The organism is Bradyrhizobium ottawaense (genome assembly GCF_900099825.1).
GTDB classification, from domain to species: Bacteria; Pseudomonadota; Alphaproteobacteria; order Rhizobiales; family Xanthobacteraceae; genus Bradyrhizobium; species Bradyrhizobium ottawaense_A.
The window spans coordinates 1,096,024-1,112,923 of sequence record NZ_LT629693.1 but is presented as its reverse complement, the minus strand read 5'-3'; the positions used below and the strand labels follow the sequence as shown (position 1 = coordinate 1,112,923).

Annotated in this window: 16 protein-coding genes; 7 read left to right on the top strand and 9 right to left on the bottom strand. The window is 64.9% G+C overall.

The window, feature by feature from the left end; translation table 11 throughout:
• Positions 1 to 13: 13 nt before the first annotated feature.
• Together BLR13_RS05410 and BLR13_RS05405 are read right to left on the bottom strand one after the other, a co-directional pair.
• Positions 14 to 793 carry an enoyl-CoA hydratase gene (locus BLR13_RS05410; protein WP_074826868.1) on the bottom strand — a complete coding sequence of 260 codons (780 nt, stop codon included), beginning with the start codon at positions 791 to 793 and terminating at the stop codon, positions 14 to 16.
• A gap of 112 nt (positions 794 to 905) precedes the next feature.
• The gene (locus BLR13_RS05405) at positions 906 to 1,559 is read right to left on the bottom strand and encodes a hypothetical protein (RefSeq protein ID WP_349517084.1); all 654 of its coding nucleotides are present in this window, start codon (positions 1,557 to 1,559) and stop codon (positions 906 to 908) included.
• A 355-nt stretch (positions 1,560 to 1,914) separates the two neighbouring features.
• On the opposite strand from BLR13_RS05405, the gene BLR13_RS05400 reads away from it, so the two are divergent.
• Together BLR13_RS05400 and BLR13_RS05395 are read left to right on the top strand one after the other, a co-directional pair.
• A complete protein-coding gene (locus BLR13_RS05400) occupies positions 1,915 to 2,460 on the top strand; it encodes a sigma-70 family RNA polymerase sigma factor (RefSeq protein ID WP_074826871.1) in 546 nt (181 codons plus the stop codon).
• A gap of 2 nt (positions 2,461 to 2,462) precedes the next feature.
• The gene (locus BLR13_RS05395) at positions 2,463 to 3,101 is read left to right on the top strand and encodes an NrsF family protein (RefSeq protein ID WP_074826874.1); all 639 of its coding nucleotides are present in this window, start codon (positions 2,463 to 2,465) and stop codon (positions 3,099 to 3,101) included.
• Between the two features lie 37 nt (positions 3,102 to 3,138).
• On the opposite strand, the gene BLR13_RS05390 is transcribed toward BLR13_RS05395, so the two are convergent.
• On the bottom strand, positions 3,139 to 4,245 hold the full coding sequence (locus tag BLR13_RS05390) for a DUF2336 domain-containing protein (RefSeq protein WP_074826878.1): 1,107 nt from the start codon (positions 4,243 to 4,245) through the stop codon (positions 3,139 to 3,141).
• A 63-nt stretch (positions 4,246 to 4,308) separates the two neighbouring features.
• The gene (locus tag BLR13_RS05385) at positions 4,309 to 5,451 is read right to left on the bottom strand and encodes a GGDEF domain-containing protein (RefSeq protein ID WP_074826882.1); all 1,143 of its coding nucleotides are present in this window, start codon (positions 5,449 to 5,451) and stop codon (positions 4,309 to 4,311) included.
• A gap of 442 nt (positions 5,452 to 5,893) precedes the next feature.
• Between BLR13_RS05385 and BLR13_RS05380 the strand changes: the two genes are divergently transcribed.
• From BLR13_RS05380 to BLR13_RS05365, 4 genes are all read left to right on the top strand, one after another.
• Entirely contained in the window at positions 5,894 to 6,463 is a 570-nt protein-coding gene (locus BLR13_RS05380) for a sigma-70 family RNA polymerase sigma factor (protein WP_074826884.1), read from the top strand.
• Entirely contained in the window at positions 6,460 to 7,173 is a 714-nt protein-coding gene (locus BLR13_RS05375; RefSeq protein WP_074826889.1) for a hypothetical protein, read from the top strand. Before BLR13_RS05380 ends, BLR13_RS05375 begins: the two co-directional genes overlap by 4 nt.
• 80 nt (positions 7,174 to 7,253) lie before the next feature.
• Positions 7,254 to 8,981, top strand: a complete 1,728-nt coding sequence (locus BLR13_RS05370; protein ID WP_074831868.1) for a S8 family serine peptidase — start codon at positions 7,254 to 7,256, stop codon at positions 8,979 to 8,981.
• Between the two features lie 495 nt (positions 8,982 to 9,476).
• Complete coding sequence (locus tag BLR13_RS05365; protein WP_074826891.1) at positions 9,477 to 9,977, top strand: TIGR03809 family protein; 501 nt, start codon at positions 9,477 to 9,479, stop codon at positions 9,975 to 9,977.
• 21 nt (positions 9,978 to 9,998) lie between these two features.
• Here BLR13_RS05365 and BLR13_RS05360 read toward each other — a convergent pair whose 3' ends face one another.
• The 3 genes from BLR13_RS05360 to meaB form a co-directional block, all read right to left on the bottom strand.
• Positions 9,999 to 11,369 carry a TIGR03808 family TAT-translocated repetitive protein gene (locus BLR13_RS05360; protein WP_074826896.1) on the bottom strand — a complete coding sequence of 457 codons (1,371 nt, stop codon included), beginning with the start codon at positions 11,367 to 11,369 and terminating at the stop codon, positions 9,999 to 10,001.
• Positions 11,370 to 11,575: 206 nt separating this feature from the next.
• Positions 11,576 to 12,223, bottom strand: coding sequence for a pyroglutamyl-peptidase I (locus tag BLR13_RS05355; RefSeq protein ID WP_074826898.1), 648 nt, complete (start codon positions 12,221 to 12,223; stop codon positions 11,576 to 11,578).
• A complete protein-coding gene (gene meaB, locus BLR13_RS05350; protein ID WP_074826900.1) occupies positions 12,220 to 13,206 on the bottom strand; it encodes a methylmalonyl Co-A mutase-associated GTPase MeaB in 987 nt (328 codons plus the stop codon). The genes BLR13_RS05355 and meaB overlap by 4 nt, the downstream gene beginning before the upstream one ends.
• Before the next feature lie 157 nt (positions 13,207 to 13,363).
• Here meaB and BLR13_RS05345 point away from each other — a divergent pair, with 157 nt between their 5' ends.
• On the top strand, positions 13,364 to 13,825 hold the full coding sequence (locus tag BLR13_RS05345; RefSeq protein ID WP_074826904.1) for an SRPBCC family protein: 462 nt from the start codon (positions 13,364 to 13,366) through the stop codon (positions 13,823 to 13,825).
• A 6-nt stretch (positions 13,826 to 13,831) separates the two neighbouring features.
• On the opposite strand, the gene BLR13_RS05340 is transcribed toward BLR13_RS05345, so the two are convergent.
• Entirely contained in the window at positions 13,832 to 14,611 is a 780-nt protein-coding gene (locus BLR13_RS05340) for a DUF3298 and DUF4163 domain-containing protein (protein WP_074826908.1), read from the bottom strand.
• 115 nt (positions 14,612 to 14,726) lie between these two features.
• Positions 14,727 to 16,883, bottom strand: coding sequence for a methylmalonyl-CoA mutase (gene scpA / locus BLR13_RS05335; protein ID WP_074826911.1), 2,157 nt, complete (start codon positions 16,881 to 16,883; stop codon positions 14,727 to 14,729).
• Positions 16,884 to 16,900: the final 17 nt, after the last annotated feature.

Sequence of the window (16,900 nt, the reverse complement as noted above, 5' to 3'; positions counted from 1 at the left end):
GTTACGCGCGCCCCTACCTGTTCTTGTTCACCGGCTTGCGCTTCTCGATGAACGCCGCCATGCCTTCGGCGCGGTCTTCCAGCGCGAAGGTCGAATGGAACAGGTTGCGCTCGACGCTCATGCCTTCCGACAACGGCGTCTCGAAGGCGCGGTTGATGGCTTCCTTGGCCATCGCGGCGGCAGGACGCGACATCGCGGCGATCTTTTCCGCTGCCGCCAATGCCTCTTCCATCAACTTGTCTGCCGGCACGACGCGGCTGACCAGGCCCGAGCGCTCGGCTTCGGCTGCGTCCATCATGCGGCCGGTCAGGCAGAGGTCCATCGCCTTGGATTTGCCGATCGCGCGCGTCAGCCGCTGGGTGCCGCCGATGCCGGGGATGGTGCCGAGCGTGATTTCGGGCTGGCCGAATTTCGCGGTGTCGGAGGCAATGATGATGTCGCACATCATCGCGAGTTCGCAGCCGCCGCCGAGCGCGTAGCCGCTGACGGCCGCAATCGTCGGTTTCCGGCATCGTGCGACGCGGTCGCCGCCAATCGAGGCGAAGTCGCTGGAAAACATGTCGATGAAGGTCTTCGGCTGCATTTCCTTGATGTCGGCGCCGGCCGCAAAGGCCTTTTCGCTGCCGGTCAGCAGGATGCAGCCGATCTTGTCGTCGGCCTCGAGGTCGTCGACGGCCGCGGCGATCTCGCCAAACACGCCGAACGACAGCGCGTTGAGCATTTTCGGCCGATTCAACGTGATGACGCCGACAGCGCCCTTGCTCTCGACAATGATGTATTCGAACGTCGTCATGATCCACCCCGGTTAGCCGATTTCGCGGGCAATGTGCCCGCTGGCGGGATGGGCATCAAGTGGGTGCAACGCCGCGTCCGGAACGTGCGCCGGCGTGTCCCGCGCGGGCGGGTCAGGCCATGAACATGCGCGCGGCGGAAGCCATTGTCAGCAGGGCGCCGAAGGCAATGAAGATCTTTCCGATCAGCGAGGTCTGATCCCAGGTGGAGCTGTCACTGGCTGCGGCCAACGCGGGCGTAGGGGTGGCCGCCTTGGCCGAGGCCATGGCGACGGTCTGCTGCTTGGCGGGCGTCTCCTGCAGGGCGCGATCGACGTCATTGAGCTGATCGGAAGCAACCACCGCGGTGTCGGCGGGAGCTTGGGCGTCGGCCTGCTTGTCCGCCGAAGCCAGCAGCACGGTGTTGGCCTTGGCCGTCATCGCGCTCGCGCTGTCGGCGAGGGCACTGGTGTAGGTCATTTGCGCGTTGGCGTTGGCAACTGATGCCGGGATCGTGGCAGAGCCGCCATTACCGGCGTCGGCGACGTCCTGTTCGGCGGCCTTGCTGCTCTCGGCGGATTTGGCGGCGGTGCGGGTATACTTCCGGTGCGCGTAGCGCTTCCAGTGACGCGCGCTATGCCGGACGGACTTGTCGGGCGCCGCAGTTTCCGATTTCGACGCGGCCGCGCTATCGCCGCCGGCAGCCTGTGCCCGCAACGGGCCGGCGAAACACACAAAAAGTCCGGCCGCGACTATCAACGCCGAGCGCCCACTGGCTTTGATCATCATTTGGCAATCTCCCCATTTGCCCGCTCCCGATGGCGAAATGAGACCTCGCCGCGTGTCCGCAGCGCGGCAGAAAAAGGGAATCTTCGGGCAACACTGGGCAAAAGCAGGGCAACGCCGTTGCGGCGCGCGGCATTTTTCGCCGGGCGGATTTTCCGCGACAGCGCGAAGGCCGCGGCCACGGGTGCGAGCGGGGGCAATCGATGGTATGAGCCTGCCGGTCTCCAGGCTGGCGGTCCCGATTCCGGGATGGCCGTGCCCGGGTCTTTGACGCGGGGCTTTGGATCACGACTTCGTGATCCACGGCTTCCGATGTAACAATTTGAAAGATCGACCGAATTGCAGGGTAGGAGCGCGCGTGCGCGAACGGGATGACGAATGGACCGGCCTGATGCGGTCGGCCATCGCAGGCGATAGTGCGGCGTATCATCGCCTGCTCAAGGCCGTCACGCCGGTGCTCCGCGCGGCGGCGCGTCGTGGTTTGGCGCGGGCAGGACAACCGGTCGATCAATCCGAGGACATCGTGCAGGACATTTTGCTGGCGGTCCATTTGAAGCGGCACACCTGGGACGCCAGCGCCCCGTTTGCCCCGTGGCTGTTTGCGATCGCCCGCAACAAGCTGATCGATGCGCTGCGCCGCCGCGGCCGGCGCATCTTCGTCGATATCGACGATTTCGCCGAGGTGCTTCCCGGCGAGACGCCGGTCGAGACGGCTTCGGCGAGCGAGGTCGCCGCGCAACTGCAGTCGTTGCCGGCCCGCCAGCGCGACGTGCTGCAGTCGATCGCGGTCGACAGCGCCTCGATCAAGGATACGGCGGCGAAATTTTCGATGAGCGAAGGTGCGGTGCGGGTGGCGCTGCACCGCGGGCTGACCAGCCTGACGGCGAAGTTACGGGAACAATGAGAATGGATACCGATCAGCTCATTCGAACGCTCGCGGCCGACAACGCACACCGTGCGCGCCCGGTCGGCTACGCGCTGATGCTGGCGCTGCTCGCTGCGGCGCCGGTCTCGCTGCTGATGTTCTTCACCGAACTCGGCATCAGGCCGGACGTGATGACCGCGATGCGCAACCCGTTCTTCGATCTGAAATTCGCGGTGACATTGGCGCTGGCGGCTGCTGCGATCGCCGTCAGTCTGCATCTGTCGCGGCCGGAAGCCTCGCTGCGGGGCTTTGGCTGGCTGCTGCTGATCCCGGCCGGGATTCTCACCGCGGGAATTGGCGGCGAGATGATGATGCCGCAGCGGTTGCCTGTCATGACACGGCTGGTCGGCAACAATTCGCGGGCCTGCATGTGCGCCATTCCGCTGATGTCATTGCCCTTGCTGGCCGGCGCGCTGATCGGCCTGCGCCAGGGTGCGACGGCGCGGCCGGCCATTGCCGGCGCCATCGCCGGCCTCGCCTCGGCGGGCCTGGCGGCGACGCTCTACGCATCGCATTGCACGGACGATTCACCGCTGTTCGTGGCGACCTGGTACACGCTCTCGACCGCACTGGTGACGGCGATTGGGGCTCTCGCCGGATCGAGGGTACTCAGGTTTTGATTTTGGTTTTCACCCGCCCGGAGGGAGGGTGAGCAGTTCACGTCGCCGGCGCGTTCTGTTGCATGCGATGGAAGCGCAGCACCTGCTGCGCGGTCGACGGCCGCAGCCGTTCGTAGGTATCCTTGCAGGCCGCCATATCGGTCGGTTCCCCGCCGGATAGGTCGTCGCGCATGTTGATGATGGTCCGCACGGTCGACCACGACAATCCGGCGACCCTCGCCAGGATCATCACGCCTTCGGCCCGGGTCTCGATCATCATGTTCTCGGCCACCGCCACCGGCACGTTGGCGAGCGCCGCGATCGAGGCATTGGCTTCGTCGAACTTGCTGGCCTCGGCGAATCTCGCCACCTGGAATTCGTCGAGCCGGCCGTCCTCGTAGAGCGACTTGACCAGCGCGTGCGCGACCTCGGTGTTCCTGGTGATGGCCGAAGACGCCGATCGCGCCCGCCGCGTCGCTTCCCTGACCGCGGTCGGCACCTGGTCCGCCTGCTCCGGATTGGCGGCTTCAAGCCGCTGCCGCACGGTGTCGGAGGCCTTCGCCAGCAGCTTCAGATAGAGATGGCGCGGAATGTTCGGACGCAGCCCGATGCAGGTCGCCAGATTGTCGTCGCCATCGGCACGGTTGACCAGACGGGTGAAGCCGCGCTCGGTGAATTCCGCGCCGGGATTGTAGACGGTGCTCTCGATCACCTCGTCATTGCCGCGCTGGACCAGCACGTCGGTGACGGCGCTGCTCAGGACCTTGCGGGTCGAGATCGCCATCAAATGCTCCTGGCTCTTGCTGCGCGCGTTCTCGATCAGGGTCGTGTCGTCGAGCCGCGCCGACTGCGACAGCACCGGACCGGCGACCTCGATCACGTCGTCGAAGGCCAGCGCCCGGATCGTCAGCGGCGGCGCGGTGTCGATCGGGGCGAGGCGGTTGGCCAGCAGCGTCTTGGCTGATGTTTCGATGTGGTCGATCAGGAATTGGAAGACGTCGTCGAACAATCCGATCTGTTCGTCCGAATAGTCCACCGCGCCGTTGATGAAGAGATCGGTCACCCGGCGCAGGGTCTCGACCCGGCGGGCAACGGTCCCGTGCGCGAGCGTGGCCTGCAGCTCGTCGAGCAGATTGCCGGGGGAGATAGCGGACTTCGAACTCATGACTCTATCCTGGAGCAAAGGCCGGTGACGGATTCTCCATCCCCGGATCTGAAATCGATCAAATCAGGCGTGGGTGATGCGGTTGCGTCCCCGCGCCTTGGCTGCATAGAGCGCGCTGTCGGCGCGCGCGAGGAATGTGTCGGGCGTCTCGTTTTGCTTCAGCGTCGCGACGCCGCCGGAAATCGTCACCTTCATGCCGGGCGAGAATGCGCTCCAGTCGAGATCGGAAATAATCGCACGCAGCCGGTCGAGCGCGCGCACGGCGCCTGATGTGTCCATGTCGGGCAGCACCAGCAGGAATTCCTCGCCGCCATAGCGTCCGAACCGATCGTTGGCGCGGATGTTGGCGAACATGGTAATGGCGAACGTCCGGAGCACCTCGTCGCCGGTCGGGTGACCGAAGGCATCGTTGATGCGCTTGAACCAGTCGAGGTCGATCAGCGCGATCGAGCAGGGCGCGCCGCTGCGGGCCGCCCGCGCGATTTCCTCGTCGAGCATCCGCATGATGCAGCGGCGGTTGTACGAGCCGGTGAGTTCGTCGAGTTCGGCGAGCTCCTCGATCCGCTTGTAGGCTTCCTTGAGTTTCAGCCCGCTCTGATAGAGCGAGTGCTTCATCGAGCTGGAGAAGATCCCCAGGAACATGCAGCGCCCGATGGAAAGCACCAGCACCAGCATGGTGCCGAAGCGTTCGAGGTAGTTGCCATGCGGCATCGAAATAGGCTTGTCGGTCAGAAGGAACAGCCCGGCCAGGCCGATCGTCATCGCCGTCCAGATCACCATGGTCTGGCGCGGCGTCGAACGCAGCGACGAGAAGCTGAACACGATGAACAGCGTGCACAGGAACATCGCACCGACTTCCGGCGCGATCCAGGTGAACGCCAGCGCGGTCAGCATGCAGGCGGTCGCCTGCGGCGCGACGAGATAGTGATCCGCGAAACGGTCGTTGATGCCGAGTTCCGAAATGATGAGGAAGAGGGCGACCAGGACCAGGCCGCAAGCCGCGTAGGCCGGGCCGACCGTCGCCGGGATGGTGCCGGCCTGCGCGAACAGCAGCAGCACCCCGGCATCGATGACATAGCTGCCGCCGATCATCGCCAGAATCCCGCGGCGCTGCCTGGCGCGGCGCGACCGTGCCTTCGCCGTCAGCTGGGGACCGACGCCTTCCAGTTCGGCCGGATTCACGAATGAGGACGCAGCGGTGCCCATGGTCTCGCCGTTGGTGGAACCGGCGAAAAATCTAAGTGGGAAAGCCTTTAGGTTTGGTATCTTTTGGGACCGATTCTGATCCGTTAAAACACCTGCCATTGCGCTGTTTCGCAACGGAAAATCCGCCGGTCCGGGAGCTTGCGGACCCTTGCGCGGGGCCGCTGGCTGTAAGCAGATGCTGGCTTGAGTGCTGCCTTGGATGCTGCCTTGGGACCCAAGCCTTGGTAAGGTCGCCGCTGATGGCGCCAGCTTTAGGAAAGTATTTCCGTATTATGGTACCAATTTGGGGATTTCGTCCGTTTACGCCGGCACCCGTGCCGGTAAATCCGCTTATGTGGGGTAGATCACACATGCAATCCGGACATTGCCGTATTGTGAAGAATCTTGCTTCCCCCGTCGAACCGCCAGCCTCCCCCATCCGACCAACCTTGCGAGACGGCCATTGAGTGCGACACAGGCGGCTTCAGACGAAGTTCTGATCGCTCGGATCGCTCAAGGCGACCGGCTCGCGATGCAGGTGCTGTACGGAAGGCACCATGTCAGGGTGTTCCGTTTCGGGCTTCGGCTCGTCAGGGACGAACAGGTTGCGGAAGACCTCATCAGCGAGGTTTTTCTCGATGTATGGCGTCAGGCTGGCAAGTTCGAAGGCCGATCCGCCGTTACCACCTGGCTGCTGGCGATTACGCGGTTCAAGGCCCTGTCGGCGCTGCGGCGTCGCAAGGACGTTGGACTGGACGACGAGACCGCGAACGCGATCGAGGACACGTCCGACGATCCGGAAGTGGTGGCGCAGAAGAAAGATACGAGTGAAGCGTTGCGCAAGTGCATGACCGCGCTTTCGCCAGAGCACCGGGAGATCGTCGATCTCGTCTACTACCACGAGAAGTCCGTGGAAGAAGTGGCCGAGATCGTGGGCATTCCGGAGAACACCGTGAAGACGCGCCTGTTTTATGCGCGCAAGAAATTGGCCGAACTCCTCAAAGCAGTCGGCATAGAGCGAGGTTGGCCATGATGGCAGCGAGCAAGAAAATGCTGGATCAAGAGCCCAGCGAAATCGAGTTGCTGTTGCCGTTCCATGCGGCCGGCACCTTGAACGCACGCGATGTGCGCCGTGTCGACGAAGCGCTGGCCAGCGATCCCGAGCTTGCCCGGCAATACGCCGTGATCCGCGAGGAATACGCCGAGACCATTCACCTCAACGAGAGCCTCGGTGCGCCGTCCGCGCGCGCCATGGCCAAGCTGTTCGCCGCGATCGACGGAGAGCCCGTGCGCAAGCCGTCGGCGTCGGTCAATCTTTCCGCGCGGGTTTCCGAATTCTTTGCAAGCCTGTCGCCGCGGACGCTGGCCTGGTCGGCCAGTCTCGGCGCTTTGGCGCTGCTGTTGCAGGCCGGCCTGATCGGCGCCGTGCTGGTCAAGAACCAGACCGCTTCGTTCCAGACCGCTTCGCTCAGCCTGAACGAACCTTCTTCCGGTCCCATTACCCGCGATCTCGGCAGTTCGATCGCGCCGCCGCGCGCGCTGGTGCGGTTTGCGCCGGAAGCGCGCATTGCCGACATCACGGCGCTGCTCGACACCTATCAGGCCTCGATCGTCGACGGCGCCAAGGGCGGCATGTTCCGGCTGCAATTCGGCAGCAAGGCGATGGGCAAGGACGAAGTCGCAAGCCTGATGAACAGGCTGCAGGGTGAGAAGATCGTCAGTCTTGCGGTGGCGACACCGTAACGCGGGCAAGCCCGAAAACCGAATTGCGCGCCCGAGTAAGCCGAGGTCCCATGGTCGACGATGGCGTGAATTGGCGCAGGATGACGCGGTGCGCGGCGCTGCTTCTGGCTGCGGCTATGTTGCCGTTCGCGCTTTCCGGTACGGCGACGGTTCATGCGCAAAGCATCATGCGCACGCCGAGCCTCCACATCGACTCGCGGATCCCCTCGATCAATCCGACGGTGGCTCCGCGCATCAACCCAACCATTGCGGGCCGCGGCGGCGTTGGCGTCAACTCCGTCGGCGTCGCGCGCACGCCGCCGGCCGGTGTCGGCGGCACCTCGGTCATGCGAGTGAACCGCCCTGTCGGCGTCGGCTCGAGCACGCCGTATCTGCGCTATTCACCCAACCTCTATCCGGTTTGCGAATATGCCAATCGCGGTCCGGACGGCGAATGCTTCGACCGCCCGTTGAACCTTGTCGGAAGCGGCGGCGGCAGCGGCGTCGCCTCCAAAAAGAGCGGCGGCGGATCGGGCAATAATCCGGCGGCCGCCGCGATCGATCTGCGCACGGTGCAGAATGAATTCGTGGCCGAGATCGACGGCGCGATGTCGCTTGCGGACGCCGACCTCCTGGCGCGCAGCCACGGGCTGGAGCGGATCGCATCGCAGAATTTCCCGCTGGTCGGCGGCACCGTCGGCCTGTTCCGCATCATCGACCGCCGGCCGGCGGACGCGGTGCGGCGGGAGTTCGCCGCCGACACCAGGGTGAAGTCGGTGCAGCCCAATTTCCGCTACGTGCTGCAGGACCAGAAGAAGACGCTGACCGAGGGCGATCCCGCACAATACGCGGTCGCCCAGCTTCGGTTGCCGCAGGCGCACACGCTGGCGCGCGGCATGAACGTCACCATCGCGGTGATCGATTCCGGCATCGACGCCAAACATCCGGAACTCGCCAATTCGGTCGCCGACAGTTTTGATGCGCTCGGCAGCAAGGAAGGCCCGCATGTCCACGGCACCGGCATTGCCGGCGCGATCGTGGCGCATGGCCGGCTGATGGGCAGCGCGCCGGAGGCGCGGCTGCTGGCGATCCGCGCGTTCGGCAGTGCGTCGGGCGCGGCGGAAAGCAACTCCTATGTCATCCTCAAGGGCCTCGACTATGCGGTCGAGCACGGCGCGCAGATCGTCAACATGAGCTTTGCCGGCTCGAAGGATCCGATGATCGAGCGCGGCATTGCCGCGACCGCGGCCCGCGGCATCCTGCTGGTTGCCGCCGCCGGCAATGCCGGAGCCAAGTCGCCGCCGCTCTATCCCGCCGCCAATCCGAACGTGATCGCGGTCAGCGGCACCGACGCGCAGGACAGGCTGTTTGCGGCGTCGAACCGCGGCAACCACATCGCCATCGCAGCCCCCGGTGCGGATATTTTCCTGCCCGCGCCGGACGAGAAATACCAGATCACGTCGGGCACCTCGTTTTCCGCCGCCTATGTCAGCGGCATCGCGGCCCTGATCATCGAGCGCAACCCGGCATTGAAGCCGAACGATGTTCGCGCCATCCTGACAAAGACCGCGCGCGACCTCGGCGCCCCCGGCCGCGACGATCTGTTCGGGGCAGGCGAGGCCGACGCCTTCGCCGCGGTCACGGCCGTCGTCGATGCGCCACAGGTTCCGATGGCTGCGGCGTCGCCGAAGCCGGCCGGCGAAAAAGCGCCGGCACCCGCTGCGGCTCCCGATAACGCTTCCGTGAGCAGGGCGCTGAACGATTCCGCGCCGTCGCTGTCATCGGATAAATCGGCCGCAAACGACGCCAATCGCACCGGCGCGCGGTGATTTTCGGCCCGTCCGCTCCGAACAAATCCTTAAAAAAATCGTCCGGGGTTTTGAACGTCCGGCAACGGTGCTGCGACTAATGAATGTGGGAGCGGTTATCTCTCCCCATCGGCTATAATGTGCGCGAGCGCCCATCCACCCCAAGCGCCTTTATGGCTTGACCCGTCCGGTTGTCCCCCCGGACGGGTCTTTCATTTTCAGCGAGCTTTTTCGCGAAAGGTGGCCCGCGCCCGATCCGGCGCGGTGCGTTAACACTTCCTTTACCTTGCTCAGTGAAGTTGCCGCGGGGCCTTGCGCAACGTGGCCATGCGGCTGTGCGGCTTGACTGGGGCGGGGGCGAAAAACCCCGTATTAGTGCGGATTTTCTCGGTTGAAATGCGTTGACGATGCTCGCGCTCTGGACAAGCGAGTAGTTTTCCACAGAATAACACTGTCACATTCGATTGATTCGTCTCGGTTGCGTCTGCGTCCGTCTTTCTTCCAACGGGCTGGTTCATGACACATCTTCGAGACGTGGCGAGTGGCCGCGATACCGTCGCGCGGTGGTGCAACCTCGCTGAGCGGCGGCTGGAATACCTCACAGACCTGTTCGAGACCGGGCGCTGGCGCCGGTTTCACACCGAGCGGGCATTCCTCGAAAACATCCAGGAAGCCAAGGCTGCCGTCGAGACCTGGCGCGATCTCATGGCGCGCGAAGCCGCCCCAGACCATCTGGCGATCGATCTGAGCGGCCTGCGCGGCAAGCGCCCGGCAGTGCCGCGTCATGACGAGATCGGCGAGCAGGCAGCCTTGCTGCCGTCCGAACCGGCGCCGATCGTGGTCGAGCCGCTGCGCGAGATTCCCCATGATGTGCTGGTGGCGCTCGAGATCCAGCTGCTCGACACGGATGAGACGTCATCCGTGTCCGACGCGCCCGACTTCGACGACATGACCCTGCCGCCGCTCGATCTCGACAGGATACAGGAACGCTATCCGCTGCTGCGCAACGCGCTGTAGCAGATCAAGAGGCGACGAAAACTAGCGCCGCACTGCATTGGTGCCGACCACGACCTGCGCATAGCGCTGGGCGCCTTCGGCCGACAGGTCGGTCGTCACGGCGCGGGCGTGATCGAGCCCGACCACGGCGCCGCGCGGCGTCTCCGAAATCATGTTGTTGTTGACCAGCGCCGTGCCCGCGCCCGGCACCACGGAAACGCCGATGCCGACAAAGGCCTTGCGGATCACATTGCCCGTGATGGCGATGTCGCGGAGATATTTGCCCCAGCCGGCGACGATCCCGAATGACGGCGCATTCTCGATCACGTTGCCGGTCACGGACGAATCCGCCTCGATATAGATGCCGACGCCGGCATCGTCGTCCGGCGCGGTGCCGATCGGCCGTTTCGGCAGCAGGTTGCGGATGATGTTGCCCTGCACGACGGCCATGCGGCCGCCCTCGTTGAAATTGCAGACGGAGACGCCGACGGCGGCGCCATCGACCGTGTTGTTGGCGATCACGGCGCCCTCGAACGCGAATTCCGAATAGAGCGCGACTTCACGGACGTCGCTGACGCTGTTGCCGGATATCTGGATGTTGGACGCCGAATTGCCGCGCACCGCGGAATAATCGCAATTTTTGATGCGGTTGCCGCGCACGATCACATTGCCGGCGCGGAACGCATTGATGGCGTTGCCATACTGGCCGGAGCCGCCGGGGCCGGCCTTGATGTCCTCGATGCGGTTGTCCGCGACCAGCGTGCCGTCGTCACCGATCGCGGTGCGCAGGATTTCAATGCCGTTGTCGTTGGTATCGGAAATGGTGTTGCGCGAGACGATCAGGCCGAGCGCATCGAACGACACCACCGCGGTGGTCGCCATCTTCGCAAAAATGTTGCCAGAGATATCGCCGGAGACCTGTTCGAACCAGACGCCGTTGCCGCCGCTTGCGGTGATCTCGCAATCGATGATGCGGACGTCGCGTCCGCCGAGACAATGCACGAGGCCGCGTCGCGTCGGCAGCGGAATGCCGCCGCCGTCGAGCGTGAGGCCGTGCAGACCGATGCTGTTAGTGCCTTCGCCCTGCAACATCGAGGCGCCGCCGTTGAACAGAAATTTGGTCGCGCCGCGCACGCCGATCAGTTGCGATCCGTTTTGCAGGCGCAACATTCCGGTGCGGTAGACGCCGGGCGGCAGCGCCAGCGGCACTTGCGCGCGTGCGGCCTCGTCGATCGCACGCTGCAGATTTCTGGTCTGGTCATCAGGGCTGCCGGGACGCACGCCATATTGCGTCACGTCGCGCCCGAGCGCCGACGTCAGCGGCGCCGCGCGTGCGGCATCGGGCGACATGGCGAGCGCGCCGGCGACGCCGACGGCGGATGCTCCAATCAGATGGCGGCGGTTGACGTCCATGATGGATGACCCTGTGTTCGTCCATCGATACGTACAGCGGAAATGCGGCGGCGCATGGTGAATGCGCCGACGGAACAGGGTGATTGTTCGGGGTAGGGTTAATGTCGGGTGCGGAATCCGTAGGGTGGGCAAAGGCGCACTTGCGCCGTGCCCACCGATCTTCTTCGTTGCACGCGCGCTGGTGGGCACGCTTCGCTTTGCCCACCCTACGAAGTTGCCCGCCTTGCCAATCTCACCATCTCCAGCAGCATCGCCTCGCCGGCATCGACCAGCTCTTCCAGCGTGATGCGCGGAAAGCCCTTGCGGCGTGGGGAGCCAGGGCGCGCCAGCGGCGGGATGTGAACGAAGGCGGCGAGGCGGGGGCCGTTGTCGGCTTCCACGGCCTCGATCGCGCGCCAGCTCAGGTAATTGCAGAGATAGCTTCCGGCGTCGCGCGAGGCGCGGGCGTCGAGACCGCTGCCGTCAGCCGCACGGAGCAATTTGGCGGTGTGCGGCCCGAACATTTTTGCATCGGCGCCGCCCTCGATCGATCCCTTGCGCGAGCGGGCTTGCGACGCGTCGGGCCACAGCATGGTGACGGCGTTGCGGGCGCGGGTTTCGATCCTGACATAGCCGGTGCGTGAGGCGAGGCCGAACATCAGCAGCGCGTGCGGCTGGTGTTGTGCGAGGGCGAGCGGCAATTCGCGATCGACCGCCTTGTAGGTCACGGGAAAAATGTGATGGGACAGTTCGACGTCGGCGAAAGCCGGGCGCCGCAGCCGCGTCAGCCGCGCCACCAGCGGTTGCGTCGGATTCCAGGGCGCGCCGGGAAACGGGCCGAAACCGGTGACGAGAATGCGAAGCTTGTCGCTCACCGCAACATCTCCGCGATCTGCTCGGCAGCGAGCGCCGGCGTGATCCGGCCGTCGGCAACCTCGGCCTCGGTCTTCTTCACCCTGGCGCGGATCGTGGCGTCGGAGCGCAGGCGGGCCATCATCCGCTGCTCCAGCATCGACCACATCCATTTCACCTGCTGCTCGCGCCGACGTGCGGCGAATTCGCCGGAGGCGCTCATGGCGGTGCGGTGATCGAGAATTTTCTGCCAGAGTTCGTCCATGCCGGTGCCGGTCAGCGCCGAATAGGTCAGGACGGGCGGGTGCCAATGCTCCGAGCGGGGGCTGAGAATATGCAGCGCGCCGCGATATTCGGCTGCCGCCAGATTGGCGCGCTTGACGTTGTCGCCGTCGGCCTTGTTGATCGCGATCATGTCGGCGAGTTCGACCAGGCCCTTCTTGATGCCCTGCAGTTCGTCGCCGGCGCCCGGCAGCATCAGCGCCAGGAAGAAATCGGTCATGTCGCAAACCGCGGTCTCGGACTGGCCGATGCCGACGGTTTCCACCAGCACGACGTCGAAGCCGGCGGCCTCGCACAACAGCACCGCCTCGCGGGTTTTTGCGGCCACCCCGCCAAGCGTGCCGGAGGAGGGCGACGGGCGGATAAAGGCGTTCTCGGAATTCGCCAGCAGCGCCATCCGGGTCTTGTCGCCGAGGATCGAGCCGCCGGTGCGGGCCGAGGACGGGTCGACCGCGAGCACCGCGACCTTGTGACCGCGTTCGATCAGGAACATGCCGAGCGCATCGATGGTGGTGGATTTGCCGACGCCGGGCGAGCCGGTAATGCCGACCCGGATCGCCGTACCGGTGTCGGGCAACAGCGCCTGCACCAGGTCGCGCGCGGCGGCCTGGTGATCGCCCCTGCGGCTTTCGATCAGCGTGATCGCGCGCGCCAGCGCCGCGCGGGAACCAGCGCGGAGGTCTTTGGCGAGCTTATCGATGTCGGGGGTCTTCGGCAGGGTCATGGCTTGGTTTACAACGGCGGGAGGTCGCAGGCGAGAGGCGTCCAGCCCCGCCATCCCCATCGATTTTTACACTCGGGAATCGGGTGGGCTCGGCGCCGCCGAGGCATCACCATCCGGGCAGCGTTCCGCGAGGCGGGGCGAACCTCCGGAGCCGAACATGACAAAAGCCTATTACAGCGCCGTGCTCGATTATCCCCTGGAGACCGTGTGGGCGCTGATCCGCGATTTCAACAATTACCCGGCCTATATCGACGGGGTCTCCGAGAGCGTGATCGAGGACGATCGAAGGGGCGACGAAGTCGGCCCAGTCAGGCGCTTCTGCTATCTCGGCAACTGGGTGCGGCAGCGGCTGGCCAGCCATTCCGACGCGCAGCACGCGCTGACCTATGCCGGCATCGAGCCGTTGCCGTTTCCGGCAGGGCTGGCGCCGGCGCCGACAGGTTATGAGGGCACGATGCACCTCATTCCGGTCGTCGAGGGCAACCGCACCTTTATCGAATGGGCGGTGACGCTGGATACCGCACCTGGCGATGCCGATCGCTGGCATCAACTGTTTCAGTCCTGGATTCCGGACTGGACCCGTTCGCTCGAACGCTCGCTGGGCCGCCTTGCCGCGTGAGAGGCCTTATTGCTGCCCGTCGTCGTCGCCCTTGGGCCGCGCTCCGCCAAAGATCTTGGCGCCTTCCGGCGTCAGATAGGGCTTCAGGCTTTCCCAAGGCACGGAGGCGACGTACTCGCCTTCGGCATAGGGGCCGACTGCATAGGGCGGATAGTGGAAGGTCAGGCCGGAGCTCTTGCCTGACACGGTCGAGGGTGCCAAGGTCACCGCGCCGATCTTCAGCAGTTTGGGCTCGACGATCTTGAACCATTCGTCGGTCGCGGTCTCGCCGGCATCGCGCTTTTTCTTCTCCACCGTCAACGAAGCCAGCACGGCCTTGACCATCGCCTTCATGGTCGGGCCGCCATCGGCGGTCTCGGTGAAGAAGGGGCGGATGCTGATGCGCTTGTTGGCGGCGGAATCCCACAGGATGGTGTTGACGTCGGAATTCGGGTGCGCGCCGCCGGTGTCCGTGTAGTCGGACCTGACGATGCTGACATAGTGCCCGTCGACCACCGAGCGCGTCTCGTACTTGCGGTCGACGGACCAGGCGCCGTTGCGGAACATCTGCGGAAACTGCTTGCGCTCCTTGTCGGCGTCAACGCTGTACCCCGCCACCCACGCCTTGCCTTCGGTCAGGCAGTCGGCGGCGAGCGCCGCATCGGCCTTGATCTTGACGTCGAGCGAAACGCTGGCCTTGATCAATTTGGTCTTGAGGTTGAAGTCGGGCTTGGGTTCGGCGGCGAGGGCGGAGAACGCCAAGCTTGCGAGAGAAATCGTCAGGCAGGTTCGGAGTATCAAGTTCATGGAGCAATAATCGCGATGAGGTGATGAGATGCGCTTTCGATCATTTGTCGCATGAGTTACGCGCAAGGTTCGACGAATGCCGTAGGCATTCGAAGACGTCAGCCTATCACCCCAATTACTCCGCCGCCTCGCTATGCCCCAGCCGGGCGTTGAGCTTGTGGATCAGCTCCTCAGCCGCGTCCGAGATCACGGTGCCGGGCGGGAAGATCGCCTCGGCGCCGGCCTTGTAGAGCGCGTCGTAGTCCTGCGGCGGCACCACGCCGCCGATGATGATCATGATGTCCTCGCGGCCGTGCTTCTTCAGCGCGGCCTTGAGCTCCGGCACTGCGGTGAGGTGAGCGGCGGCCAGCGACGAGACGCCGAGGATGTGCACGTCGTTCTCCACCGCCTGCCGCGCGGCCTCGTCGGCGGTGGCGAACAGCGGCCCGATATCGACGTCGAAGCCGACATCGGCAAAGGCGGATGCGATCACCTTCTGGCCGCGGTCGTGGCCGTCTTGGCCGATCTTGGCGACGAGGATGCGGGGGCGGCGGCCCTCGGCAGTCTCGAACGCATCGATCAGGGTCTGCACCTTTTCGACCCGGTTGGACATGGTGGACGCCTCCCGCTTGTAGACGCCGGTGATGGATTTGATTTCGGCGCGGTGACGCCCGAACACCTTCTCCATCGCGTCCGAAATTTCGCCGACGGTGGCTTTCGCGCGCGCCGCGTCAATGGCGAGCGCCAGCAGGTTGCCGTTGCCTTCGCCGGCGCTGCGCGTCAGCGCCGCCAGCGCCGCATCGACGTCCTTCTGGACGCGCTCGGAGCGCAGCCGCTTCAGCTTGTCGATCTGCAGCCGCCGCACGGTGGAATTTTCCACTTTCAGCACGTCGATCGCGGCCTCGTTGACCGGCTTGTACTTGTTGACGCCGATCACCGCCTGTCGTCCGGCGTCGATCCGCGCCTGGGTCTTGGCCGAGGCTTCCTCGATACGCAGCTTGGGCACGCCGGCCTCGATGGCTTTCGCCATGCCGCCGAGCGCTTCGACTTCCTGAATGTGGCCCCAGGCCTTGGCCGCGAGGTCGCGGGTCAGCCGTTCGACGTAATAAGAGCCGCCCCAGGGATCGATGATGCGGTTGGTGCCGGTTTCCTGCTGCAGGAACAGTTGGGTGTTGCGGGCAATCCGGGCGGAGAAGTCGGTCGGCAGCGCCAGCGCCTCGTCGAGCGCGTTGGTGTGCAGCGACTGGGTGTGGCCTTGCGTCGCCGCCATCGCCTCGACGGTGGTACGCGTCACGTTGTTGAAGACGTCCTGCGCGGTCAGCGACCAGCCCGAGGTCTGGCAATGCGTGCGCAGCGACAGCGAGCGCGGGTCCTTCGGATTGAACGGCTTCAACAGCTTGGCCCACAGCAGCCGGGCGGCGCGCATCTTGGCGACTTCCATGAAGAAGTTCATGCCGATCGCCCAGAAGAACGACAGCCGTGGTGCGAAACGGTCGACGTCGAGGCCGGCGGCGAGCCCGGCGCGCAGATATTCGACGCCGTCGGCCAGCGTATAGGCGAGCTCGAGGTCCTGCGTCGCGCCGGCTTCCTGCATGTGATAGCCGGAAATCGAAATCGAATTGTACTTCGGCATCCGCTGCGAAGTGTAGGCAAAAATGTCGGAGATGATCCGCATCGAGGGCGTCGGCGGATAGATGTAGGTGTTGCGCACCATGAACTCTTTCAGAATGTCGTTCTGAATGGTGCCCGACAGTTTCTCCGGCGGAACGCCCTGTTCCTCGGCGGCGGCGACGAACAGCGCGAGAATCGGCAGCACCGCGCCGTTCATGGTCATCGACACGCTCATCTGGTCGAGCGGAATACCCGAGAACAGCGTGCGCATGTCGTAGATGGAATCGATGGCGACGCCCGCCATGCCGACGTCGCCGGTGACGCGCGGATGATCGCTGTCATAGCCGCGGTGGGTGGCGAGATCGAACGCGACCGAAAGGCCCTTCTGGCCGGCGGCGAGGTTGCGGCGGTAGAACGCGTTGGAATCTTCCGCGGTGGAGAAGCCGGCATATTGCCGGATGGTCCAGGGCTGGTTGACATACATCGTGGGGTAGGGGCCGCGCAGATAGGGCGCGGTGCCCGGCCAGGTCTCGAGGAAGTCGATGCCTTCGAGGTCGCTTTCCGAATAGCTCGACTTGACCGGAATTCCTTCCGGCGTGAGCCATGGCTCGGCGCTGCCGGCAGGCGCGGCGGGAGCGGTCGGTTCGAAGGCGATATCGGCGAAGTCAGGTATGCGGCTCATGGTACCCATTCTAGCAT

What these genes read in the sequence shown, in the direction of transcription:
- BLR13_RS05410 (WP_074826868.1), bottom strand. Translation starts at nt 793, where the DNA reads ATGACGACGTTCGAATACATCATTGTCGAGAGCAAGGGCGCTGTCGGC.
- BLR13_RS05405 (WP_349517084.1), bottom strand. Translation starts at nt 1,559, where the DNA reads ATGATGATCAAAGCCAGTGGGCGCTCGGCGTTGATAGTCGCGGCCGGA.
- BLR13_RS05395 (WP_074826874.1), top strand. Translation starts at nt 2,463, where the DNA reads ATGGATACCGATCAGCTCATTCGAACGCTCGCGGCCGACAACGCACAC.
- BLR13_RS05390 (WP_074826878.1), bottom strand. Translation starts at nt 4,245, where the DNA reads ATGAGTTCGAAGTCCGCTATCTCCCCCGGCAATCTGCTCGACGAGCTG.
- BLR13_RS05385 (WP_074826882.1), bottom strand. Translation starts at nt 5,451, where the DNA reads ATGGGCACCGCTGCGTCCTCATTCGTGAATCCGGCCGAACTGGAAGGC.
- BLR13_RS05375 (WP_074826889.1), top strand. Translation starts at nt 6,460, where the DNA reads ATGATGGCAGCGAGCAAGAAAATGCTGGATCAAGAGCCCAGCGAAATC.
- BLR13_RS05370 (WP_074831868.1), top strand. Translation starts at nt 7,254, where the DNA reads ATGACGCGGTGCGCGGCGCTGCTTCTGGCTGCGGCTATGTTGCCGTTC.
- BLR13_RS05365 (WP_074826891.1), top strand. Translation starts at nt 9,477, where the DNA reads ATGACACATCTTCGAGACGTGGCGAGTGGCCGCGATACCGTCGCGCGG.
- BLR13_RS05360 (WP_074826896.1), bottom strand. Translation starts at nt 11,369, where the DNA reads ATGGACGTCAACCGCCGCCATCTGATTGGAGCATCCGCCGTCGGCGTC.
- meaB (WP_074826900.1), bottom strand. Translation starts at nt 13,206, where the DNA reads ATGACCCTGCCGAAGACCCCCGACATCGATAAGCTCGCCAAAGACCTC.
- BLR13_RS05345 (WP_074826904.1), top strand. Translation starts at nt 13,364, where the DNA reads ATGACAAAAGCCTATTACAGCGCCGTGCTCGATTATCCCCTGGAGACC.
- BLR13_RS05340 (WP_074826908.1), bottom strand. Translation starts at nt 14,611, where the DNA reads ATGAACTTGATACTCCGAACCTGCCTGACGATTTCTCTCGCAAGCTTG.
- scpA (WP_074826911.1), bottom strand. Translation starts at nt 16,883, where the DNA reads ATGAGCCGCATACCTGACTTCGCCGATATCGCCTTCGAACCGACCGCT.